Source organism: Neiella holothuriorum, from assembly GCF_019457915.1.
Lineage (GTDB): Bacteria > Pseudomonadota > Gammaproteobacteria > Enterobacterales > Neiellaceae > Neiella > Neiella holothuriorum.
In genome coordinates this window covers 57,227-79,510 of record NZ_JAHZSS010000003.1, presented here as the reverse complement: position 1 = coordinate 79,510, position 22,284 = coordinate 57,227, and the positions used below count along the sequence as shown (strand labels likewise).

The window sequence follows — 22,284 nt, the reverse complement described above, 5'->3', positions numbered from 1 at the left end:
ATTTTGAAACAGAATCGGCTGGCTTGAGCTGATTTGGTGAGAATTTAGCTTAAAAATTATTCGCGGCCGGGCAATTTTTTCCAGGTCACGGTATCGCGTAAATAAACAGGCTGTGCAAGTGCCGCATCCACAGCTTCACCTCGAGCCCAAGCAAACTCAGCCAACGCAACCATGTCTTCTGCGAGCGGAAATAGGTCGTCAGCATGACACGTTACATTAGACGGTAACTCGCCGAGAGTTGCTAAGTAAGCGTTCCAACCAGAGCCAGTCGCATACCAATCGGAAGTAGCTGGCGCACTTTCGATGATCTCACGCCAGTGTTCGGGTGGGCAAACCCGCTCTTTGGCAACGGCAACCATGTCACCGTCGAGATGACGATAGGCGCCCAGATACATTTCGTTCATGCGCGCGTCAATAGCTGCCAATTGTTGCTCGATGCCGGATAAACGATAACCTTGCCGTGCTAAGGCTTGTAGGGTTGAAATCGGTAATACCGGCAAATCGGCGCCAAACGCCAACCCTTGCGCCGTTGCAGTACCAATCCGCACACCAGTAAAGCTTCCCGGGCCACGGCCAAATGCAATGGCATCAAGTTGGCTTAAACTCATTTGCGCGTCAGCGAGTAATTGCTGGACCATAGGTAGTAATAATTTGGCGTGCTCACGCGGCGCTAATTGGCTTTGACTGATAATGTCGCCATCGCAGAGCAGCGCACTTGAGCAACTCTCAGTGCAAGTATCAATCGCCAGGATCCGTGCTTTAGTCATGAAGGTTTCTTTCGTTATCTTGTCGTTGTAGTGGTTTAGTCGTTGTCGGACAGTTGCTGCTGCAAAAACGCTACAGCCTTACTTTCAAGGCGAGTGCGTGGCATATCAGGCAAACTTTGTAGAAAGGTTTTGCCGTAGCCGCGTGACGCCAAGCGGGCATCGCATATGGCCAACAAACCGCGATCGGTGATGGAGCGAATTAAACGCCCGGCGCCCTGCTTTAGCGTGATCACCGCTTGTGGAATCTGAATGCTGCCAAATGGATCTCCTCCGCCACGTCGGCAATCTTCAATGCGCGCGCTTAATAGCGGATCATCCGGAGCCCCAAAGGGCAATTTATCGATAATAACACAGCTTAATGCGTCGCCTCGGACATCGACCCCTTCCCAAAAACTACCGGTGGCCAATAACACGGCGTCGCCTGCAGCTACAAACTGGTCAAGTAGAATTCGCTTTGAGCTTTTACCTTGTACCAACACTGGCCGAGTCAGTTGTTCAGTGATAGCCGCTGCCACAAGCTGCATCATACGATGGCTGGTAAACAGCACAAACACGCCACCACGACTCGCATTAATAAGCGGCATAATACAATTAATAAACTGATCGGTAGTGGGCTGACCGCCACCCGGCTCAGGCAAGTTTGCCGGCACGTACAACAAGCTTTGTTGCTGGTAGTCAAATGGGCTGGCCAAGCCTAATTCAGCAGTACGCTGGATCCCCATTTGGCTAGCAAAGTGGCCAAAGCCATCGGCCACTTTTAAGGTGGCGGAGGTAAACACCCAACTGGCATGCTGCTGCCCCATGAAGTCTTCAAATCGGCTGGCGATATCAAGCGGTGTTAAATGCATGATCAGGTGGCGCGGCGTTGTTTCAAACCAATAACTATTTCCCAGCTCTTCAACTTGGCAAACGGCTTTTAATTGATTGATATATTGGCTACATCGCTCCCAACATTGATCGATTAACTTACCGCGACCCAACGCCAGTTTCAGTACATCAAATAAAAAGCTTAAATCATCTGTTAGTCGTTTAATCGCGCGTTGAACATCTGGGGTTTGTAACTGCTCGCGCCAATTTCCTTTACTGGGATCTCGCGCAAAACAAAGGCGTAAGTCTTGAGCCGCTTGGCTTAAACGTGAACCCGCCTTACTAAGCTGCGCTTGATCCTTCGCTTCGCTGCGATAAGCCGCTTCAACATCTTTGCTTAAATCCGTCAGCTGGCGTGTCGATAGCGACGTACCAAAATATAAAGTGGCAACGTCAGGCAGCTGATGCGCTTCATCAAAAATAAACGTGTCCGCTTGAGGCAACAGTTCACCAAAACCAGTGTCTTTAATGGCCATATCAGCAAAAAACAAATGATGATTAATCACCACCACTTCTGCTTCTTGCGCCTTTTTGCGGGCTTTTAATAAATAGCATTCGTCATAGTCCGCACAATCACGCCCCAAGCAGTTATCTTGGGTGGAGGTGACATAGGGGTAGATACGGCTATCCTCACCCAGCTCGGTAAGTTCACCAATATCACCGCTGTCGCTCGTATTCGCCCACCGCTTAACAATCACCAAATCAGCCTGCAAGTCTGCTTCTAATAGCGTGTCGGCTTGCTTTAGGTGCAAATTCATACGATAGCGGCACAAGTAATTAGAGCGCCCTTTTAAAAGCGCAATCGGGCGACCACAGGCCAGTGCATCGACAACCGTAGGCAAATCACGATGAAACAGCTGCTCTTGTAGCGCTTTGGTACCGGTGCTGACAATGGTTTTGCCTTTATGACGAAGCGCTGGCACTAAATAGGCGAAGGTTTTACCTGTACCAGTGCCTGCTTCAACCACCAAGCTAGTTTTTTGCTTCATGGCTGTTTCAACAGCTTTTGCCATATCAATTTGCGCATCACGCGGGCGGAATTGCGGGATCGCTTTGGCTAGCTCTCCGTCTGGCTCAAAGCATTTGGCAACACTTTTTACTGCCATATTAATGGCGCTCGCAGAGTTGTGGCATGTCAGAGCCGTTCGTTGTCGCCATTAAAGTGAAGCCGTCACGGTAAGCCAATAGATATTTTTGTCGTAGGTGAGCGCATCGAATGTTGAGTCTTGGTCAATGTATTGATAGCTCAAATCGGTGTTTAGCCAACGGCGCCAATGGTAACGGGCGCCAATTTCACCGGTCAGTGCGTCATCGTCACGTTCAATGCCAGTATATTCTTCATCTTGATAGGCAATGGAGGCAAGAGTGGTAAAGCGCTCCGTCCAGCCATGTTCCCAGCGGATTTGCGCCGTTGTTTCTCTCACGTAATCACCGAGCGTATCAGGATCTTTTGCCCTGCGGCCACTTTCGATATAAAACGTTGAATAGGTTTTTGGTGCCCATTCAGCGCCCAATGACCACGTCAGGCCAGAAAAGTCCGAACGCTGCGCGTCATCGTAATCACGCTCTGCGTAGCCTAGCTTAAACGTTCCGGCACTAACGCCCGTTGCTTGCCAGCGAAAACCCAAGCGCAGCTGTTGATCGCTGCTATCACGGCTAAGCCCCGACGGTGGCAATAGATCATAAGATCGCTCGGCGTATTGTGCGTCAAGAAGGAGTGACGAATCAGGCCCCAAACGGTAATAAACAGTGGCGCCGCCGCCAATGGTATCGTAATCACTATATTGAGTTAATTGCTCGTAATTGCGGTAGGCGAGATCTTCGTAATTAACATTAATATCGAAGTTAAAGCGCGCTTGTGCAGCGCCAATGCCATATACCAAATCTGCCCGATGGATGTCTTTTTCAGCCACTTCGGTCAGCGATTCGCCTTGCCCTTCGCTTATACCTGTGCCCCGCTCTTCATGTACACGACTGAAGCGGTAATCTAAATCAACCCGGTGTTTACTGGTAAATTCATGGTGCAATTCAGTGATAAATTTATGATCGGTAAAGTCATCTTCATCGCTGGAGTGATAACGCCCGTCAGCCAATTCATAAGTAACGGCCAAGTGACTAATGTCTCCGCCACCTTCCAGTGTTAGACGGGGTTTGATTACAGTAAACCAACTGTCGATTTCATTTGAAGATTGGTTGGCAGTATTGTCATCGAAACCATTTTTGATGGCGATTTGAGGCACCAACCCTAAGCCGGCTCCCACGTCAATTTGCGCTGGCTCATAACCCGCAGCCTGAGCTAGCTGTGTGCCCAACATTAGAACAGCGCCTGCGCTTGGCAGAACGGCGGTAACAAAGCTCCGCATATCGAATCATCCCTTTAAAACAAATTTAATAAGCCCTTATTGTTGGGCTTTAGTTGGTGCAAATGATACAGACAAATCAGCACACCGCCACCTAGTTTTAACCTGTCGCGCACTCAGATTTATGCCAAAAATCAGCATGTATTGAAGCAATGGCAATTAGTTCAACCGAACGGCATTGGCAAACCGTAAATTTACGAAGGCTTCACAGAAATCTTTAATATCGAGCATTCTGGTTGATTTTTGTGCAACAAAGCTGGTAGTTTGGCTGCGTCTACTGACCGGATGCAGTACACGTACATTTGAAGTTGTTCGTCGTGAAAAGGTCTCTATGAAGTATTTTGTTAGCTCAACAATATTAGCGTTTGGGGTGTTGCTGCTCTCACTAAACAGTGTTTGCCATGCAATGACTGACGACTACCTCGACTATCAAAGTTTATCTAGCACAGCTAATTCGTCGACTGAATTGCCGACAGGCCAACAAGCCTATGACGAATTTGACGCGAACCAACAATACGACTTTTTATCGCTAACCAGAGCTCGCCAAGCGGTGGTGCAAACCTACAATTCGTTTTACCAGTCATTGGTCAATTACAGCCATAAAATTGAAATTTTGCCGGCTGCAACCGATGGCTTTTATGACACCCAAGCCGAATCCTATCGCTATTTTTCAATGCCATTAGTTGCGTTGCCATCGGATAACGTACGCTTTGAATTGTTTACTCAAGCATACGATCCTTTGTTTTATGCGTTAAGCCACCGCAGCCAAGATGATCCACTGCAACAATACATGCCTTACGCCGACATCGAATTTACGGAAGCTAAAATGGCATTCGGTTTAGGTGCGACCATGGCACTTGATGAGCGCACTCGCCTTCGCTCTGTTTACACCACCGGCACAATCCCTGGTCTAGGCGATGCCAACCTTGGTTTGCAGCTGCAATTCGACTTTTAAATTCAAAGTCGTCGTTTAGCAACCACCACCCTAGCCTGATTGGGCGCCACCTCCACTTGTAATGCCTGACACTGATCAGCCAAGGCAATACCTTGCCAAAAATCAAACCAGTCAACGTCGTAATTCGTCTGAAAATTAAAGGTTTTACTGACTTCGGCATTAGTATGAAATGCAAAAAACAACGTGGTGTTGTCATCTAATATTAGTGATGCTCGATCAAACGCTAATGACTGATAATCCACAACTTGCTCGGTGCACGCGAGTCGCGCTAGTAACTGAGACACTTTCAATGTTGAACTAGCAGACAAACAATTCATCGCATCGCCTAATATCAAATTACCGCCATGCGCGAGTATCGAGCTTGCATGAAATTCATAAGCCTCAGGGCGTGCGCTTTGTTGCTGGAACTCAGTATTCAAATTCTCTAACGTTAAGCAATCTTGGTCGAGCAACCACAAAGCACGATGCTGCCAACTACGGCCTGCATTTTCCAAATGAAGTTGATTAAACCGATGCTGATGACGATGAATGTCATCACTCGTTCTCATCGCGTCAACTAATCCAAGTGAAGGCCACATCGGCGCATTGCAGCCAAGAACGCAAGCATCGCCTGCGCCGCGTTTAATCGCAGCTAACCCGCGCCGATAAGCTTGCACACTAGTCATTGGGTGAGCCCTCGGCACGTCCAATGCGCCCCAGTACAAGGCATCGAGTTTAAATAACGCAATACCCCACTGTTGCTTCATGGTGTCAACCGTGTGCTGCAAAAATTCACAGGGGGCATCTTGAGAGGTATCAAGTAACAACCAGGGGGTACAACGCCAGCCGCCATAAGTAACGCTGTCCGCTAACAATGGACTGCCGTCAGCATGGTGTACAAACCAATCGGGGTGTTCCTTATAAAGCTGCGAATCTAACTGCGCAATAAACGGCGCTAACCAAATGCCGGGGCGGCAACCAGTCGACGTGATGGCATCAATGGCCTGTTCAACGCCGCCAGCAAATTTATTAGACGGGATTAACCAGTCGCCCATGGCTCGCTGGTAACCATCGTCAATCAGTACCAGATCGGCCTCAGTCCACTGTTGTGCCAGTTGCTTGGCGTTGTCAGCAATAATGTCTGTCGTGATGTGCTCATAGTAGTGATACCACGAGCACCAGCCCTTAACACTTTGCTGAATTTTAGGCGTGCCATGACGTGATTGAATGATCGTGCTGAACTTGCCAAACACGGCGGTGATTGAGTCAGCTTGCAAACTAACGAGCGTCGGTAAAACTGCTGTCTGATCCGGTTCGAGGCATAACGATTCAGTCTCAACGACCGCAACTAATTGGCTATCGTGGCGACATTCAAAGTAGCCATTGAATTGATGGCAATCGGCAAAACCAACTAACCAATAACTGTTATCGGGTTCCAACTCTATGAGCAAGTAATTGTAAAAACGCGTTTGCTCAGCGGGATATCGGCGATAGTCAGCGTCGTTATCAGCACAGCGGCTCACAGCCACTGGCGCCCTTAATGAGCCTTGCCACTGACATAGCATTTGATAGCCATCCGCTAAAATGGGAGCGTCGAGCCAGGCACTAACATCCCAAGCGGCCAGCAGTACATTGTCAATCGGGCTCGTGCTCGACTGACCCGATACGTGTGCAACACCATCAACCAATTTAATGCCACGATTGCTACCGCCTTCAAAACACGGCACAGGTAAGGTTGATTGCGTGGGCGTATGAGGCATACTGACAAAATTGCAGTTCAAGTTTGACGTTAGTCTAGTGTATTGGAGGCGTTGGTGGTTCGACTTTTTGCCCTCGTGGTTGTGGTGTTGTTGCTTTGCCCTCGCGGCCATGCTCAAAGTCAGATCGTGTACTTTCAAAGCCACGAACGGTTTAACTATGACATTGAGTTACTACAGCACTTACTGAATATCACTGCGAACGACTACGGCCCCAGTCAAGCTAGCCCATTGAATGATCAATTAACCGAGCAGCAAGGTCTGCGCGCCCTCACTCGAGGCGCTGTCGATATCGCATTTCTACCAACTAGCAAACGCCGCGAAGCCAACTACCAAGCCATCAAGCAACCGTTACTGCAAGGCATGTTGGGCTACAGATTACTTCTGACCACTGAATCGTCAGATTCAAAATTCAAAACAATAACAGATCTCAAGCAACTGCGTGAAAAAGCCATCGCAGGCTTTGGTTTACACTGGGAAGATCTTAGAATTTTGTATCGCAACCGACTACCGGTAATGACATCACCGCAATATCAGGAATTATTCTCGATGCTTAGTAGCGGGCAGATCGATTACCTGCCACGCGGTTTAAATGAGATCCAACTAGAGCTTGTGGAACAGTCGAAGATTCACGACCAGTTGAAGATCAATCAGGACATTGCGTTATTTTATGTGTTTCCGCGCTACTTTTTCGTCAATCGCAGTAATACTGAATTGGCCGAGCGATTGCTTGCAGGCTTTGCCTTAGCGTTGGAAGATGGCAGCTTTAAGGCGCTGTTCGACAAACATTTCGGCCAAATTGCCTCTCAAATAGCGAGCCACCCGCGTGCGCTGATCAAGCTCAACAATCCTTTTTTACCGGAACAAATTCCGCCAATGCAAACGGACTGGTGGCTTTCACCACATGCCGTTAACCAGCTCGCTGGCAAAGGTAATGCACATAGCGGGCAATAGGAATTAAGTTTGGGTTGCGTGATTGCTGCAACTCGAGTTCGATTAACTGCTCTTCATTGGCAACAGCATGATCTCGGTCGCGCACATAATCACTAAATACGCGCACACCCGAGCATACGTTCAAATCCAGCTGTAACTCATTTAGCCACAACTCTAATTCGGACAACACGACAGGCCATTGTGGGCTTAACCGTTGCCGGCTGCGGCGTTTCATGCCACTGGCAACATACTCAAAATTACCCAGCACTAAGTTATGCATCAATTTAGATGTGGCGTTGTACGGCATTAGGCTCAGCCATCCGTGTGCACCAACATATTTCGTGAGCCGCTCAACAAATTGCTGTTGGCGCTCAACCCATTCCAACACGGCATGACACAGCACTATGTCGAATGTGCCAATGTCGGCCAATTCGAACAAGTCAGATTGAATCAACTCGACTTGATCAGCGACGCCAAGTTGAACCGCACGCTGGCGCGCTTCTTCTAACATGTCGGCAGAAATATCGCACAACACGACCTGATGACCCGCTTCGGCAAACCACAGTCCCATTTGCCCCATGCCTGCGCCAACGTCGAGTATTCGAAGGGGCTTACCATTTCGGAGCCTCAGCAAATCACGCTGCAACACAGCGAGCCTGACTTTCCCCTTTGGGGTTTGATAAATACTGCGCGCAAACTTAGCAATCGCGCCATCAAAATTCGATTTCATGCTGTTCTGATCACGCCATTATGCCGGGTTGTCGATATCAATAAACTGAACATCCAGCTGCAGCTGCAGCTGCTGCGCTAAGTGGTGACCCAATGCTTCAACGCCATATCGCTCGGTGGCATGATGACCAGCGGCAATAAAATCGATGTTTAGCTCACGGGCCACGTGCACCGTTTGCTCCGACACTTCGCCGGTAATAAATACATCACAGTCAGCTAATGCCGCTTGCTCGATAAACGACTGACCGCCACCGGTACACCAGCCTACTGTTTGCAACGGTTGGTCTTTAACATCGATGTGAAGCGGCTTTCGATTCAACAACTGCAGCAATGATTGGCTTAGTTGAGAGCCGCTGATCGGTTCGGCAAAACGTCCTTTCATGGCGACTGAAAAGGCATCATTTGGATCCAGCCCAACACAATCAACAATATTTAAGCGCTTCGCCAACTGTGCGTTATTGCCTAACTCAGGGTGCACATCTAACGGCAAGTGATAGCCGATTAAATTGATGTTGGCATCGAGCAATGCCTTTAACCGGTTGTATTTCATGCCGGTGATAACAGGCGATTCGTTTTTCCAAAAGTAACCATGATGCACCAATACGGCATCAGCATTTGCGGCAATAGCAGCGTCGATCAATGCTTGACTGGCGGTTACCCCAGTAACCACTTTTTGAATGTCGTCGCGCCCTTGAACTTGCAAGCCATTAGGGCAGTAGTCGCGAATTTTATCGGCTTGCAGAAGTTCGTCGAGATAATCGATTAGTTGTTGCCGCTTCATGTTGCTATTCCTCTGCTAAATCTGACCGCGCATTCTATCGGCAAAGCTCTAACCATAAAACCAGTAACCGATGAATATTGCGGCAATGATGCCCACTACATCGGCAAATAGACCGCACCATAAGGCGTAACGACTATTGCGGATCCCGACCGCGCCAAAATAGACTGCCAAGACATAAAATGTGGTTTCGGTGCTGCCCTGAAAAATACTCGCGAGGCGGCCAACAAAACTATCGGCGCCATGCACATGCATTGTATCGATGAGCAAAGCGCGCGCCGCCGAGCCAGAAAACGGTTTAGCAAAAGCCACTGGCATCGCATCAACAAACGCCGTATCGCCTCCTAACGCAGCAACCACAGCTGCGATCCCCGCGACTAATGCGCCAAGTAGGCCGCTTTCTCTTAACATCGCTAAAGCCACGAGCATGGCCACAAGAAATGGAATGAGTCGGACTGCCGTCTCAAAGCCTTGTTTGGCACCCACGATAAATTCGTCGTACACCGCAACTTGACGGCGATGCGCCAAAAGCAAGATAACACTAATAAAACCAAGTAATAGCAAGTTGGCCATGAGCGTCGATTGGCTACTAATTGCGTCGGCACTCAGTTGCATTAGGTAAGCAACCAAAGAAAACAATACCGCACCGGCAATGGCGAAAAACACCATGAGTTGGCGCTGCCATAAGTTAATTCTTTGAATGAATGCCACCATCGACAGTCCGGCTAAGGTTGACGCACTAGTGGCTAACAAAATGGGTAAAAACACATCTGCCGGCGACGCTGCGCCTTGCTGAGCGCGGTACAAAAATACGGTGATTGGAATGAGGGTTACTGACGAGGTGTTGAGCACCAAAAATAAGATTTGTGCGTCGCTAGCGACTTCCGGCGTTTTATTATGCCGTTGGAGATCCTGCATCGCTTTGATGCCCAACGGCGTAGCTGCATTATCAAGTCCCAGCATATTCGCCGCTAAATTCATGGTGACACTGCCAAATGCTTGGTCGCCTTTTGGGATCCCCGGCATAAGCACATGAAACAATGGAGCCACCCGCTTGGCCAACCAATCAACAGCGCCACAGCGCTCCGCAATGGCAAACAAACCTTGCCACAAGCACAGCACACCAATTAACCCAAGCGCGATCTCTACCGCCAGCTCAGCACTACTAAATAAAGCGCTGACCAAGCCATTGACGCTGCTGACATCGCCAAAAAACAGCCACTGGCTTAGTGCCGTGGCAATGCTGGCAAGTATCATCACCAGCCAAACGCGATTTAACACATCATTTCCCTGATTTGATTGTGGTAAGATCCGGCGCTGATCTTATCAATTACCAGCCCATTACGATCATGCCAAAAGTGGAATTCCCTCAAGAGTTTATTGAAAACACCAAAGCGATACTACCCAGCCACTTAAGCATTGAGTCGTTGCTCGACATTTGCCAGCAGCCGTTGCGTAAAAGTATTCGCCTTAATAGCCTGAAAATGCCCGCAGGCGAAAGCTTACAAAAATTGACGGCACAAGCCGATCCCATTCCTTGGTGCCCAGAGGGCGTTTGGCTGAACGGCCAGCCAACCTATCAATTGGGTAACCATGTTAGTCATCTAAATGGACAGTTTTACATTCAAGAAGCCAGCTCAATGCTGCCGCCAATGGCGCTCTCCTATTTATGTGAAAAACCAACGTTAGTACTCGACATGGCCGCAGCGCCGGGTTCAAAGACCACCCAACTAGCCGCGCTCATGGGCAACCAAGGCGGCTTAGTCGCCAACGAATTATCAGGCTCTCGGCTGAAAGGTTTATTCACCAACATTCAACGTTGTGGCGTGAGAAATGCAGCGCTGACACACTTTGATGCCAGCGTGTTTGGTGCCGCCTTACCCAATACCTTCGATGCCGTGTTGCTCGATGCGCCCTGCTCTGGCGAAGGCTCGGTGCGAAAAGATCCTGACGCATTTAAAAACTGGTCGCTGGAAAGCACTGAACAACTGGCCGCCGTGCAAAAACAATTAATCGTCAGCGCGTTTCATGCCCTTAAACCCAACGGCATTTTAGTTTATTCAACCTGCACCTTGAATGCGCAAGAGAATCAGGACGTTTGCCAACATCTACTGGAGACGTTTGCAGGCAAGGTTGAGGCGCGCTCATTGGGCAACTTGTTCGAGGGAGCCAGCAAAGCACAAACAGCTGAGGGCTACCTCCACATTTGGCCACAACTGTTCGATTGTGAGGGCTTTTTCATTGCCGCCTTTACTAAAACAGGCACCACTGACGCACCACCACCATTGGACTATAAACTGGGTAAATTTCCCTATGGCCCGATGACCCGAAAAGCTCAAAGTGCGATCGATGAGCACCTCAGCAATTACGGGCTAAGTCGACCGGCGGAGATGACTTGGTACCAACGCGACAATGCTTACTGGCTATTCCCCAATGCACTGACACCGCTTATCAACAAAATTCGAATGGATCGCATCGGTGTGAAAGTGGCCGAACAATTTAAACGCGATTTTCGTCTAAGCCATGAATACGTGATGGCATTTGGCCAACATGCAACACAGGGCAGAGTCAGCTTAGACGCAGTCCAAGCGCGTGATTACCTGCAAGGCAAAGTCGTCAGTGGCGTTGACGGCTTGCCGGCCAAAGGCGAAGTCATTATTACATTCGAGGCGCAAGTGCTTGGGCTTGGCAAAGCGGTCAACGGTAAAGTTAAAAATTTGTTACCTAGAGATCTTGTTCGCGATCAGGCGGTTACTGAGTTTTAACGGCATGTTCGAGTAATAAACGCGTAAAAAGCGAGCAAAAAATTGGCGTATCAGGAATTATTGCCTAGACTTTAAAACATGACAGGAGGGCAGCGCCTCGGGCTGCCAGTCTGGAACAGTTAGTTAGCGCACGGCTCAACATGAGCCATTCCCCTACGCTCGGAACAGGAATCGTTCCGAGCTTTTTTTTGCCTCAAATTTACCTGCCGGTTTAATGCCTTGAAAGCTAATTGTCGTTGGCTTCGGCGGGCTGCTTTTGAAGTGCTTCGGGATCAGTATTGAGTAGCGGGTATTCATTGGCAAGCGCCAATTCGCGGGCGTTTTCTGGCATTTCAAGCTCAGGTAGTTCGCTCAAACTCTTAAGGCCAAAATAGTCTAAAAACACAGGAGTAGTCGCCCATAACGATGGGCGCCCTGGTACTTCTTTGTGACCGACGACTTTGATCCAACCGCGCTCCTGCAGCGTCTTGATGATCTGCGTCGAGACCGACACGCCGCGAACATCTTCAATTTCAGCACGAGTTATCGGCTGGCGGTAGGCTATCAACGATAAGGTTTCTAAGGTCGCACGTGAGTAGCGTGGCGCCCGCTCGCTCCACATCATGGCAATTTGTTCGCTCACCGCCGGTGCAGTCTGAAAGCGAAAGCCAGAACCAACCTCTACCAAGTTAACGCCCCGAGACAAATAATCTTGCCGAAGCTGTTCAAGCGCATCGCGAATTCGAGGTAACGGCACCACGAATTGTTGCAATGCCGAATCGCGCAAAGCCACCGGCGTAAGCGGTTGATCGGCAACAAATAATGCAGCTTCGATGACCTGAATTAATTGTTGATCATTAATTTGAGTTGCCATGCTTGATCTCTATGATTTGTCCGAATAGGCGCTTATTGTTCTATCTACTGTTCTGGCGCTTTAGCCCGCACATGAATCGGCGCGAATAGTTGATTCTGAGTCAGCTCTAACAATTGCTCTTTTGCCAATTCCAATACGGCTAAGAAGGTCACCACAACCCCAGCCTTACCTTCAGTCACATCAAATAAGTTTTCGAACGACACAAAGCGGCCATGCTGCAGCGATTCGAGAACCTTGGTCATGCGTTCACGCGTTGATAAGGTTTCTTTCTCGATGTGATGATGGTCGAAAGCCTGAGCGCGTTTTACGACCGTAGTAAATGCCAGCATCAAATCGTCCATCGCAACTTCGGGCTGCAGCTTTAAAGGCTGAACAGATTCATCCAGCGCCGCTGTTGCGCGAAAGAAATCTCGCTCATCACGGGGGAGCTGCTCGATTTCTTCGGCTTTGCGTTTGAACAATTCATATTCTTGCAAGCGCCTTAGTAGTTCGGCGCGAGGATCAGCCTCATCGCCATCGCTATCACTGTGTTTGGGCAATAGCATGCGCGATTTCAGCTCTGCCAACAGTGCTGCCATCAGCAAATATTCAGCTGCGAGTTCGAGCTGCAGCTCTTCCATTAACGCAATATATTCCATGTATTGCTCAGTAATTTCTAATACTGGCAAATCCAAAATATCTAACTTATTACGACGAATCAGATAAAGCAGCAGATCCATTGGCCCTTCGAATACATCGAGAATAACAGCCAAGGCTTCAGGTGGAATATACAAATCTTGCGGTTGTTCAATAAAGGCTTCGCCGCGCACGTAACCTAGCGGCAGCGGCTGCTGTTGAGTAGGACTTGCCGCTGACGTTTGTTGCTGTGATTGAGGCTCAGGATCAACCGCACTCATGAATTAAGAAAAGACGTCCGGATCGCCTTGCCCCACACGCAAAATAACCGGTTCGTCATCCGTGAAATCAACCACTGTGGTAGGCGCTTCGCCGAGATCACCACCGTTGATAATTAAATCAACCTGATGCTCTAAACGATCACGAATGCTTTCGGGGTCAGATTCGGCCACATCATTATCAGGCAAAATCAAGGTTGTCGACATCAACGGCTCACCCAAAGCTTCAAGCAACGCCAGTGCAATGGTGTTATCCGGTACTCGAATACCAATTGTTTTCTTTTTGGGGTTGAGGAGTCGGCGAGGTACTTCTTTGGTTGCTTTGAAAATAAAAGTGTAAGCACCTGGCGTATTATTGCGGATCAGTCGAAATGCGGTGTTTTCAACTTTGGCATATAGGCTCAGCTCCGATAAATCTCGGCATACCAACGTAAAATTGTGCTCTTTATCGATTTTACGAATACGGCAAATGCGTTCCAGTGCCTTTTTGTCACCAATATGGCAACCAATGGCGTAGCCCGAATCCGTTGGGTAAATAACCACGCCACCATTGCGCACAATAGCCGCAGCCTGATTAATCAAGCGTGCTTGCGGGTTGTCAGGATGAACATAAAAAAATTGACTCATCACTTTATTCCTAACTGTTGCTAGCTTCTATGAGGGCGTTGTTATCAATTGTAATCGTCAACGCGGCTCAACTTATTATGAAGCGCAATGCGCTTAAACATTGTTAGCACTGGCTATGGTGCCCAGCATGACCAAACTGGCGTTGATCCTTCTGGCAACTGGAGGCTGCGCCCCAATTCCCGACGCCCTGCCGGAAAATGAAAATCGGAGCCCTGCGAGGCTAGCAATGCGTATTTTTTAGCCAGCTCAGCTAATTTCAACCGTTGAGCTGGTGTCTGCTGGCATTGTGCCACTTCCATGGCATCGCCGCCAGCATCGACAAATTCTTGTAACAAACGCTGTAACCAACTATCCGCCAACTGATAATCCAATGGATGGGCCAACACGGCTTGGCCACCCGCGGCCTGAATAGCCAAAACGGCCTCGCTGATACTGCACCACGGCGGCGCGACATAAGCATTACGGCCTTTTCGTAAGTACTTTTTAAAGGCTGTTTTCTGCAAACTAACCCAGCCTTCATTGACCAACAACCGCGCAAAATGAGCGCGTGTGACCTGACCGCCCTTCGCTAACAACGACACTTTTCGCCAGCAGTTCTCAAGGCCCTTACGTTGCAAGCGAGCAGCAATTGTCATCGCTCGCGTTAGCCGGCGCTCGGCCTGTTTACCAAGTAATTCATTAAGTGCTGGATGCTCAGCATCAAAATTTAACCCCACGACATGGATTTCTAATCCTTGCCAAGCACAGGAAATTTCAACGCCGTTTATCAATTGCACGGGCGGCTTAATGCTTGTGGCGACAAGGCGTGCAGCCTTAAGTCCTTCGATGGTGTCATGATCGGTCAGGGCTAATACATCGACCTGCATATTACTTGCTCGCATGATGAGCTCTTGCGGCGTTAATACGCCATCAGATGCCGTACTATGGCAATGTAAATCGATGGTCAGCTTTTCGTTCAGCTCAGCGGCAACGGTTTGTGAGTCCAATATCTGCTCGTTTTTTAGTTAATTTGCGGTGGTTTTAGCCAGTTCGCTTGACAAGTTTTAGCCAATCAAGTACCTATATCATCCAACTACAGAGAACAGGCAGTTGCAATGACTTTCGTTCAAAACACTCATTTAACCAACTGGTGGTGGCACGTCCCTTGCGGGTTGTGCGTTGAGTTTTGATTGCCTGAAAATATCGAATCGCCAAGCCCGCTCCAGCAAGAGCGGGCTTTTTTGTATCTCGACTCTGCTGGTTAAGGCGAATGCCAAAGACCATCAATAAGGACACGCAGAGATGAAACGACTGTTAATGCCATTCACTCATCAGCCAGTGCTTCGGCAAGCCCATCAGGAGGCCTTATGAGTCAGCTAACTCAGCTACCTGAAGGCCATGCTCATGTGATTACCCAATCGCTGAGCTATCAGGCCGATCCGCTCGCTCTTTACGCCCAGATTTGCGCGAGCAACAATCAACGCAATAGCATGTTGTTGGAATCCGCAGAAATTGACTCCAAACAGCATACTCAAAGTCTTATGCTCATTGATGCGGCGCTGCGGTTGGAGTGCCACGGTCGTACCGTGTCAATCACAGCATTGACGGATAACGGCAGCAGCTTGTTGCCTTTCCTCGACTCAAAACTCAACAGCTGTGCTGCTACCGCGTTCAGCGGTAATGTCATTACCGCAACGTTTGCCGAGCCTGAATTCGATCTCGATGAAGAAGCCCGGCTCAAATCAGCATCGCCATTCGATGCATTGCGCACCATTATCAACGGTATTGAAACAGATAGCGATGAAGCCAATGCGATCTTCTTAGGTGGCGTTTTCGCTTACGACATGATTGCCAGTATTGAACAGTTACCAGAGGTTCCTCAAGGCGCCAATAGCTGCCCAGATTTTGTATTTTATTTAGCGGAAACCTTGCTTCATTTAGACCATGTTGCGCAGCAATGTCATTTGGTGGCAACAGTATTTGGTGGTGCCAATGCCACAAGCGTCGCCGCAGCCGTACCGTCACGCATTAAAGAGATTGAAAAGCAAAGTCAGGATGCATCACTGCAACGCCATTTGCCAACCGCCGGCAAACCTGTTGATAGCGCTGTAGCGGAAAGCATGGACGATGCGACTTTTGCTGACCATGTCATTGCGCTCAAGAAAAACATTTTTGTTGGTGATATTTTCCAAGTGGTGCCATCACGCACTTTCAGCCTCACTTGTCCCGATAGCCTATTAGCCTATCAAGCCCTGCGGCAGAGCAACCCGAGCCCATACATGTTCTACATGTTAGATCAGGACTTCACGCTGTTTGGTGCCTCGCCGGAATGTGCCGTTAAATTTTGCGCCACCAGCCGCGATGTAGAGGTTTATCCGATAGCCGGCACGCGCCGCCGGGGCTTTAACGACGACGGCAGCATTAACCCCGATCTCGATAGCCGGATTGAGCTTGAACTTCGACTCGATAAGAAAGAGTTGTCTGAACACCTGATGTTAGTGGATTTAGCCCGCAACGACGTAGCGCGCATTTCCGAACCCGGCACTCGCCACATTGCTAATTTGCTTAAAGTTGACCGCTATTCTCACGTGATGCACTTAGTATCGCGAGTGGTGGGAACCTTGCGTCACGATCTTGATGCGCTTTACGCTTACCAAGCCTGTATGAATATGGGCACACTCACCGGCGCACCGAAGATCAGAGCGTCTGAACTAATTCGTAGCGTTGAACAAGAGCGCCGCGGCAGTTACGGCGGTGCCGTGGGTTACGTTAATGGCAACGGTACGATGGACACTTGTATCGTTATTCGCTCGGCTTTTGTCAAAGACCAAGTCGCTCATGTGCAAGCTGGCGCGGGCGTGGTTTACGATTCTGATCCGCAATCTGAAGCTGACGAAACACGCAACAAGGCTCAAGCCGTTATGAGCGCCATTCGCTACGCCAACGAGCAAATCGCTCAGGCAGGAGGCCATTCATGAGCAAGGCCCATATTTTCTTACTCGATAACTTTGACTCGTTTACCTACAATCTGGTCGATCAATTTCGCTCAGAAGGCTATCCGGTTACGGTTTATCGCAATAACTTAGCCGCAGACAAAGTTATGGCCGCCATTAAAGCCTGCCCCGATCAGGCGGTGCTCGTACTATCCCCCGGCCCAGGTGCACCACATCAAGCTGGCTGCATGATTGATTTGATTGCCCTCGCCCGCGGGAACGTGCCAATTATTGGTATCTGTTTAGGTCATCAAGCGTTGATCGAACAATACGGCGGCAAAGTTGGCTCTGCTGGCGATATTGTTCATGGCAAATCGTCGTTAATCGACCATTGCGGTGAACACATGTTTTGTGGTTTACAACAGCCGTTACCGGTCGCGCGTTATCACTCGCTGATGGGTACCGAAGTTGCCGGCGGTTTGGAAGTCGTCGCGCACTACGACGCCATTCCAATGGCAGTGATGAATTTAGACGATCGCGTGCTCGGCATGCAGTTTCATCCTGAATCGGTCCTCACCACCGACGGCGCCAAGTTGCTTAACCAAAGCTTAGCCTGGGCTCTGGCGAAAACCGCATCTGCCAGCGCGCCACAGGTTGCTGAATAAGGATACCCAAATGACTCAATCCTCAATCTTATCGAGCTACGAATTGCTGTGCGCAGGTAAAGATTTAAGCGCAGAACAAACGGCGACTATATTTGCCGCCATTGTACAGGGCGATGTTGACCCAGCATTAATGGCTGGCCTGCTCACCGCTCTAAAAATCAAAGGCGAAACCGCCGATGAAATTGCTGGTGCTGCGCAAGCACTTAGACAAGCGGCCAAGACATTTCCGCGTCCGGAAGGCCAAGTCGTCGACATTGTTGGTACCGGTGGTGATGGCCTTAATACCATTAATATTTCAACTACCAGCGTATTGGTCGCAGCGGCGGCAGGCTTAACAGTTTGTAAGCACGGTAATCGCAGCGTAAGTAGTAAATCAGGCTCAGCCGATTTGCTCAAAACCCTTGGGGTGAATATTCAAATGTCGCCCGAGATTGCTGCCAAAGCACTTGAGAAAAGCGGTGCTTGTTTCATCTTCGCGCCCGAATATCACTCTGGCATTCGCCATGCGATGCCCGTCCGTGGCGCACTAAAGTCGCGCACCATATTTAATGTTTTAGGGCCATTGATTAACCCAGCTCGCCCCGATGTCATGTTATTGGGCGTTTATGCGCCAGAACTCGTACAGCCCATCGCCCAGGCGTTAGTGAAGCTTGGTGTAAATCGCGCCATGGTCGTTCACGGCTCAGGTTTAGATGAAATTGCCCTGCACGGCCCAACCTTGGTGGCAGAAGTCGACCACGGCAACATCACCGAAAAAACCATCACCCCTGCGGATTTTGGTTTGCCAGAATATTCGGTTGAAGAACTGGTTGGCGGCACGCCAACTGAGAATGCCGAAATCACCACGGCAATTCTTGCCGGTCAAGGAGAACCTGCCCAGCATGCTGCCATTGCAGCCAATGTTGGTGCGGTGCTGTACTTGGCAGGCCAAGCTGAAAACCTACGGCGAGGCGCCGAACAAGCCATGGCGGTCATTAACTCAGGGCAATCGTTGGCAACGTTAACCGCACTGGCCAGCGCAAGTCGGGTGGAATCATGAGCATGTTAGATGACACCATTCTGGGAAAGATTGTTGCCGACAAGCAACAGACCTTGATTGAGTTAAAGCAGTCGCGCCCACTAGCTAGCTTTATCAACGATGTCACCGAATCTGATCGCGATTTTTACAGCGCTTTGCGCGCTATCAGTCCTGCGTTCATTTTAGAGTGCAAAAAGGCTTCGCCGTCAAAAGGCTTGATCCGCGAGCCATTCGATTTGGATGAAATAGCTCAGGCTTACTTGCCGTGGGCCTCTGCCATTTCCTGTTTAACCGACAGCAAATACTTTCAGGGCTGTATGGCATACCTGAAGCAAGTTCGCGATCAAGTTAGTCAACCGGTGATCTTGAAAGATTTCATTATCGATTCTTACCAGATTTACTTAGGGCGCTTACATGGTGCTGATGCAACCTTGCTCATGCTGTCAGTGTTGACCGATGACGAATACAAACCGCTGGCTGATTTGGCTCACCAACTTGGTATGGGCGTACTGACTGAAGTTTCAACACAAGACGAGTTAGAGCGAGCCATTGCACTTGATGCCAAAGTTATCGGCATCAATAACCGAGATTTGAGGGACTTAAGCATTGATTTAGAACGCACCGTTGAGCTAGGGAAACAGATCCCAGCTGACCGAATCATCGTGTCCGAGAGCGGTATCTACACACATCAACAAGTCCGCGATTTACATCAAACCGCACACGCATTTTTGGTTGGCAGTTCGCTGATGTCGCAACCCAACGTCAGCCGTGCCGCTAGTAAATTAGTGTTAGGCGAGCACAAGGTTTGCGGCCTAACGCGAACCGAAGACGCTGCAGCAGCCTTCAAGGCGGGCGCCGTTTATGGTGGCCTTATTTTTGCTGAAAAGTCACCGCGCTGCATTAACACCCAACAAGCACGTCACGTGATGGCCGGTGCGCCACTGCAATACGTTGGCGTGTTTGTGAATCATACGCCTGCGCAAGTGGCCGCCATTGCCAACGAGTTGAAACTGAGCGCGGTTCAATTGCACGGCGGTGAGCAACCCGCTCACATCAACGAACTACGCCAGCTATTAACGGATGGCATTGCCATCTGGAAAGCCCACGGTGTGACTGACTGCTTGCCTGAATTTGACCAATGGTCGGTTGATCGTCACTTGCTCGACAGCCGTATTGGCTCGCAAAGCGGGGGCACCGGCACCACATTCGACTGGCAGTTATTAGCAGATGTCGATGTCAGCAATATCATGATTGCTGGCGGCCTCAATCCGCAAAATGCAGCTCAAGCGGCGGCACTCAATTGCGCCGGGCTGGACTTCAACTCTGGTGTTGAATCAGCTCCCGGCATCAAAGATCACAACAAAATTGACAGCGTTTTTAGCGCGCTGCGACATTATTAAGGATTGCTCCATGACAACCTTACTTGACCCATTTTTTGGCCCTTACGGCGGTATGTATGTACCGCAAATTTTGATGCCTGCCCTTAAGCAGTTAGAAAAAGCCTTTGTTGATGCACAAAACGATCCTGAGTTTCAGGCCGAGTTCAGTAGCCTGTTGAAGGAATATGCCGGCCGCCCTACGGCGCTGACACGTTGCCGTAACTTGACCAAAGGCACTAACACTACGCTTTATCTCAAACGCGAAGACTTGCTGCACGGCGGTGCCCATAAAACGAATCAGGTGTTAGGCCAGGTTTTACTCGCCAAACGCATGGGCAAGAATGAAATCATCGCGGAAACAGGGGCTGGCCAACACGGTGTTGCAACGGCCCTCGCCTGCGCATTGATGGACATGAAATGCAAAGTTTACATGGGCGCCAAGGACGTTGAACGTCAAAGCCCAAATGTGTTTCGAATGAAGTTGATGGGCGCCGAGGTGATCCCGGTACATTCGGGATCATCCACCCTCAAAGACGCCTGTAACGAAGCCTTGCGGGATTGGTCTGCGAGTTATGAAAAAGCACACTACCTGCTGGGCACTGCGGCTGGTCCGCACCCATTCCCAACCATCGTACGCGAATTCCAACGCATGATTGGCGAAGAAACCAAAGTCCAAATTCAACAGGCCGAAGGTCGCTTACCGGATGCGCTGATCGCCTGTGTCGGCGGCGGCTCGAATGCGATAGGTATGTTTGCTGATTTTATTGATGAGAAAGATGTTCGCTTGATTGGTGTCGAGCCTGCCGGCCACGGTATTGAAAGTGGCGAGCATGGTGCCCCGCTCAAACACGCCAAAGACGGTATTTTCTTTGGCATGAGAGCCCCTCTCATGCAAGACGATGACGGCCAAGTACAGGAATCTTATTCGGTATCTGCCGGGCTAGATTTTCCATCAGTTGGTCCGCAACATGCGTACCTTCACTCCATCGGTCGTGCTGAATACGATTCGGTCACCGATGATGAGGCGTTGGATGCGTTTCAGGAGCTTGCTCGCCATGAAGGCATTATTCCGGCACTGGAATCGTCCCATGCCTTGGCAATGGCATTACGCATGGCCCGCCAATCCCCAGAAAAACATCAACTGTTAGTGGTCAACCTATCGGGGCGCGGTGATAAAGATATCTTCACTGTCCATGAGATCTTAAAGAACAAAGGAGTTATGTCATGAGCACCGTCGCTAGTAGCCGTTACGACTTGATGTTCGATGCTTTGGCCGCCAAGCAACAAGGCGCCTTTGTACCGTTTGTGACCATTGGTGATCCGAATCCCGAATTGAGTTTGGAAATTATACGAACTCTGGTGACATCGGGTGCCGATGCGCTAGAGCTTGGTATTCCGTTTTCTGATCCCCTTGCGGATGGCCCGACGATTCAAGCGGCAACCATCCGAGCGTTGGACAGTGGCACAACACCACGCCTCTGTTTTGATCTCATTGGCAAAATTCGTGCGGAGTTTCCTGATCTACCAATTGGCTTGCTGATGTATGCCAACTTGGTGTTCGCCAATGGCATTGAATCTTTTTATGCTGACTGTGCCAAAGCCGGTGTTGACTCCGTTCTTGTTGCCGACGTGCCGATTGAAATGAGCGAGCCGTTTGCAACAGCCGCTAAAGCACATGGCGTTCACCCTATTTTCATCGCCCCCCCCAATGCCGATGATGCCAGCTTGGCAAAATTAGGCGAACTAGGCAGCGGTTATACCTATTTGCTCAGCCGTGCAGGCGTCACCGGTGCTGAAACCGAAGCTGGTATGCCGGTCAGCGAGCTGTTGGCAAGGCTGGCCCAATTTGATGCACCAAAACCCTTATTAGGGTTTGGCATATCCCGGCCAGAGCAAGTGCAAGAGGCTATTCAGTCGGGCGCAGCTGGCGCCATTGCAGGCTCGGCGGTCGTCAAAGTGATTGAAAACAATCTTGCCGATCCGAAACAGCTGGTTAGTGAAATGGCCAACTACATTCAGCAAATGAAAGCCGGAACCCAACTGTAAT

Annotated in this window: 20 protein-coding genes; 9 read left to right on the top strand and 11 right to left on the bottom strand. The window is 49.7% G+C overall.

The features are described from left to right. Positions 1-56: 56 nt before the first annotated feature. The 3 genes from tsaB to K0504_RS03890 are packed head-to-tail and all read right to left on the bottom strand — an operon-like array spanning position 57 to position 3,997. Positions 57-767, bottom strand: a complete 711-nt coding sequence (tsaB, locus tag K0504_RS03900) for a tRNA (adenosine(37)-N6)-threonylcarbamoyltransferase complex dimerization subunit type 1 TsaB (RefSeq protein WP_220102853.1) — start codon at positions 765-767, stop codon at positions 57-59. A gap of 35 nt (positions 768-802) precedes the next feature. After that, positions 803-2,740: an ATP-dependent DNA helicase gene (locus K0504_RS03895; RefSeq protein WP_220102852.1), complete on the bottom strand. Its 1,938-nt coding sequence runs from the start codon at positions 2,738-2,740 to the stop codon at positions 803-805. Between the two features lie 51 nt (positions 2,741-2,791). After that, positions 2,792-3,997 carry an outer membrane beta-barrel protein gene (locus K0504_RS03890; protein WP_220102851.1) on the bottom strand — a complete coding sequence of 402 codons (1,206 nt, stop codon included), beginning with the start codon at positions 3,995-3,997 and terminating at the stop codon, positions 2,792-2,794. A 328-nt stretch (positions 3,998-4,325) separates the two neighbouring features. Here K0504_RS03890 and K0504_RS03885 point away from each other — a divergent pair, with 328 nt between their 5' ends. Continuing rightward, entirely contained in the window at positions 4,326-4,949 is a 624-nt protein-coding gene (locus K0504_RS03885; RefSeq protein WP_220102850.1) for a hypothetical protein, read from the top strand. A 2-nt stretch (positions 4,950-4,951) separates the two neighbouring features. On the opposite strand, the gene K0504_RS03880 is transcribed toward K0504_RS03885, so the two are convergent. Beyond that, positions 4,952-6,688, bottom strand: coding sequence for a glycoside hydrolase family 36 protein (locus tag K0504_RS03880; RefSeq protein ID WP_220102849.1), 1,737 nt, complete (start codon positions 6,686-6,688; stop codon positions 4,952-4,954). A gap of 54 nt (positions 6,689-6,742) precedes the next feature. Between K0504_RS03880 and K0504_RS03875 the strand changes: the two genes are divergently transcribed. Beyond that, positions 6,743-7,639, top strand: coding sequence for a transporter substrate-binding domain-containing protein (locus tag K0504_RS03875; RefSeq protein WP_220102848.1), 897 nt, complete (start codon positions 6,743-6,745; stop codon positions 7,637-7,639). Here K0504_RS03875 and K0504_RS03870 read toward each other — a convergent pair. The 3 genes from K0504_RS03870 to K0504_RS03860 are packed head-to-tail and all read right to left on the bottom strand — an operon-like array spanning position 7,596 to position 10,406. Next, positions 7,596-8,348 (bottom strand): methyltransferase, encoded by a 753-nt coding sequence (locus tag K0504_RS03870; protein ID WP_220102847.1) that lies wholly within the window; start codon positions 8,346-8,348, stop codon positions 7,596-7,598. The genes K0504_RS03875 and K0504_RS03870 overlap by 44 nt on opposite strands. 18 nt (positions 8,349-8,366) lie before the next feature. After that, positions 8,367-9,128: a Nif3-like dinuclear metal center hexameric protein gene (locus K0504_RS03865; RefSeq protein WP_220102846.1), complete on the bottom strand. Its 762-nt coding sequence runs from the start codon at positions 9,126-9,128 to the stop codon at positions 8,367-8,369. 48 nt (positions 9,129-9,176) lie between these two features. After that, positions 9,177-10,406 (bottom strand): nucleoside recognition domain-containing protein, encoded by a 1,230-nt coding sequence (locus tag K0504_RS03860; protein WP_220102845.1) that lies wholly within the window; start codon positions 10,404-10,406, stop codon positions 9,177-9,179. Between the two features lie 20 nt (positions 10,407-10,426). On the opposite strand from K0504_RS03860, the gene rsmF reads away from it, so the two are divergent. Further along, entirely contained in the window at positions 10,427-11,890 is a 1,464-nt protein-coding gene (gene rsmF, locus K0504_RS03855) for a 16S rRNA (cytosine(1407)-C(5))-methyltransferase RsmF (protein WP_318837927.1), read from the top strand. A 226-nt stretch (positions 11,891-12,116) separates the two neighbouring features. Here rsmF and scpB read toward each other — a convergent pair whose 3' ends face one another. From scpB to rnm, 4 genes are all read right to left on the bottom strand, one after another. Then, positions 12,117-12,743, bottom strand: coding sequence for an SMC-Scp complex subunit ScpB (scpB, locus tag K0504_RS03850; protein ID WP_220102844.1), 627 nt, complete (start codon positions 12,741-12,743; stop codon positions 12,117-12,119). A gap of 44 nt (positions 12,744-12,787) precedes the next feature. Continuing rightward, positions 12,788-13,639: a segregation and condensation protein A gene (locus K0504_RS03845; protein WP_220102843.1), complete on the bottom strand. Its 852-nt coding sequence runs from the start codon at positions 13,637-13,639 to the stop codon at positions 12,788-12,790. Between the two features lie 3 nt (positions 13,640-13,642). Next, on the bottom strand, positions 13,643-14,263 hold the full coding sequence (locus tag K0504_RS03840) for an L-threonylcarbamoyladenylate synthase (protein WP_220102842.1): 621 nt from the start codon (positions 14,261-14,263) through the stop codon (positions 13,643-13,645). A gap of 113 nt (positions 14,264-14,376) precedes the next feature. Then, complete coding sequence (rnm, locus tag K0504_RS03835) at positions 14,377-15,249, bottom strand: RNase RNM (RefSeq protein ID WP_225917951.1); 873 nt, start codon at positions 15,247-15,249, stop codon at positions 14,377-14,379. A gap of 360 nt (positions 15,250-15,609) precedes the next feature. Here rnm and K0504_RS03830 point away from each other — a divergent pair, with 360 nt between their 5' ends. From K0504_RS03830 to trpA, 6 genes are read left to right on the top strand one after another with little or no spacing between them, the layout of a single operon-like run. Next, complete coding sequence (locus K0504_RS03830; protein WP_220102841.1) at positions 15,610-17,220, top strand: anthranilate synthase component 1; 1,611 nt, start codon at positions 15,610-15,612, stop codon at positions 17,218-17,220. After that, entirely contained in the window at positions 17,217-17,840 is a 624-nt protein-coding gene (locus K0504_RS03825) for an aminodeoxychorismate/anthranilate synthase component II (protein WP_220102840.1), read from the top strand. The genes K0504_RS03830 and K0504_RS03825 overlap by 4 nt, the downstream gene beginning before the upstream one ends. A 10-nt stretch (positions 17,841-17,850) precedes the next feature. After that, a complete protein-coding gene (trpD, locus tag K0504_RS03820) occupies positions 17,851-18,879 on the top strand; it encodes an anthranilate phosphoribosyltransferase (protein WP_220102839.1) in 1,029 nt (342 codons plus the stop codon). After that, positions 18,876-20,258, top strand: a complete 1,383-nt coding sequence (gene trpCF / locus K0504_RS03815) for a bifunctional indole-3-glycerol-phosphate synthase TrpC/phosphoribosylanthranilate isomerase TrpF (RefSeq protein ID WP_404822989.1) — start codon at positions 18,876-18,878, stop codon at positions 20,256-20,258. Before trpD ends, trpCF begins: the two co-directional genes overlap by 4 nt. 10 nt (positions 20,259-20,268) lie before the next feature. Then, positions 20,269-21,465 (top strand): tryptophan synthase subunit beta, encoded by a 1,197-nt coding sequence (gene trpB, locus K0504_RS03810; protein WP_220102838.1) that lies wholly within the window; start codon positions 20,269-20,271, stop codon positions 21,463-21,465. After that, positions 21,462-22,283: a tryptophan synthase subunit alpha gene (trpA, locus tag K0504_RS03805; protein WP_220102837.1), complete on the top strand. Its 822-nt coding sequence runs from the start codon at positions 21,462-21,464 to the stop codon at positions 22,281-22,283. The genes trpB and trpA overlap by 4 nt, the downstream gene beginning before the upstream one ends. The last annotated feature ends 1 nt before the right edge of the window (position 22,284 follow it).

What these genes read in the sequence shown, in the direction of transcription:
- trpB (WP_220102838.1), top strand. Translation starts at nt 20,269, where the DNA reads ATGACAACCTTACTTGACCCATTTTTTGGCCCTTACGGCGGTATGTAT.
- K0504_RS03830 (WP_220102841.1), top strand. Translation starts at nt 15,610, where the DNA reads ATGAGTCAGCTAACTCAGCTACCTGAAGGCCATGCTCATGTGATTACC.
- K0504_RS03870 (WP_220102847.1), bottom strand. Translation starts at nt 8,348, where the DNA reads ATGAAATCGAATTTTGATGGCGCGATTGCTAAGTTTGCGCGCAGTATT.
- scpB (WP_220102844.1), bottom strand. Translation starts at nt 12,743, where the DNA reads ATGGCAACTCAAATTAATGATCAACAATTAATTCAGGTCATCGAAGCT.
- K0504_RS03845 (WP_220102843.1), bottom strand. Translation starts at nt 13,639, where the DNA reads ATGAGTGCGGTTGATCCTGAGCCTCAATCACAGCAACAAACGTCAGCG.
- K0504_RS03890 (WP_220102851.1), bottom strand. Translation starts at nt 3,997, where the DNA reads ATGCGGAGCTTTGTTACCGCCGTTCTGCCAAGCGCAGGCGCTGTTCTA.
- K0504_RS03880 (WP_220102849.1), bottom strand. Translation starts at nt 6,688, where the DNA reads ATGCCTCATACGCCCACGCAATCAACCTTACCTGTGCCGTGTTTTGAA.
- K0504_RS03840 (WP_220102842.1), bottom strand. Translation starts at nt 14,263, where the DNA reads ATGAGTCAATTTTTTTATGTTCATCCTGACAACCCGCAAGCACGCTTG.
- K0504_RS03865 (WP_220102846.1), bottom strand. Translation starts at nt 9,128, where the DNA reads ATGAAGCGGCAACAACTAATCGATTATCTCGACGAACTTCTGCAAGCC.
- trpD (WP_220102839.1), top strand. Translation starts at nt 17,851, where the DNA reads ATGACTCAATCCTCAATCTTATCGAGCTACGAATTGCTGTGCGCAGGT.
- K0504_RS03895 (WP_220102852.1), bottom strand. Translation starts at nt 2,740, where the DNA reads ATGGCAGTAAAAAGTGTTGCCAAATGCTTTGAGCCAGACGGAGAGCTA.
- tsaB (WP_220102853.1), bottom strand. Translation starts at nt 767, where the DNA reads ATGACTAAAGCACGGATCCTGGCGATTGATACTTGCACTGAGAGTTGC.
- trpCF (WP_404822989.1), top strand. Translation starts at nt 18,876, where the DNA reads ATGAGCATGTTAGATGACACCATTCTGGGAAAGATTGTTGCCGACAAG.
- K0504_RS03885 (WP_220102850.1), top strand. Translation starts at nt 4,326, where the DNA reads ATGAAGTATTTTGTTAGCTCAACAATATTAGCGTTTGGGGTGTTGCTG.
- K0504_RS03825 (WP_220102840.1), top strand. Translation starts at nt 17,217, where the DNA reads ATGAGCAAGGCCCATATTTTCTTACTCGATAACTTTGACTCGTTTACC.
- trpA (WP_220102837.1), top strand. Translation starts at nt 21,462, where the DNA reads ATGAGCACCGTCGCTAGTAGCCGTTACGACTTGATGTTCGATGCTTTG.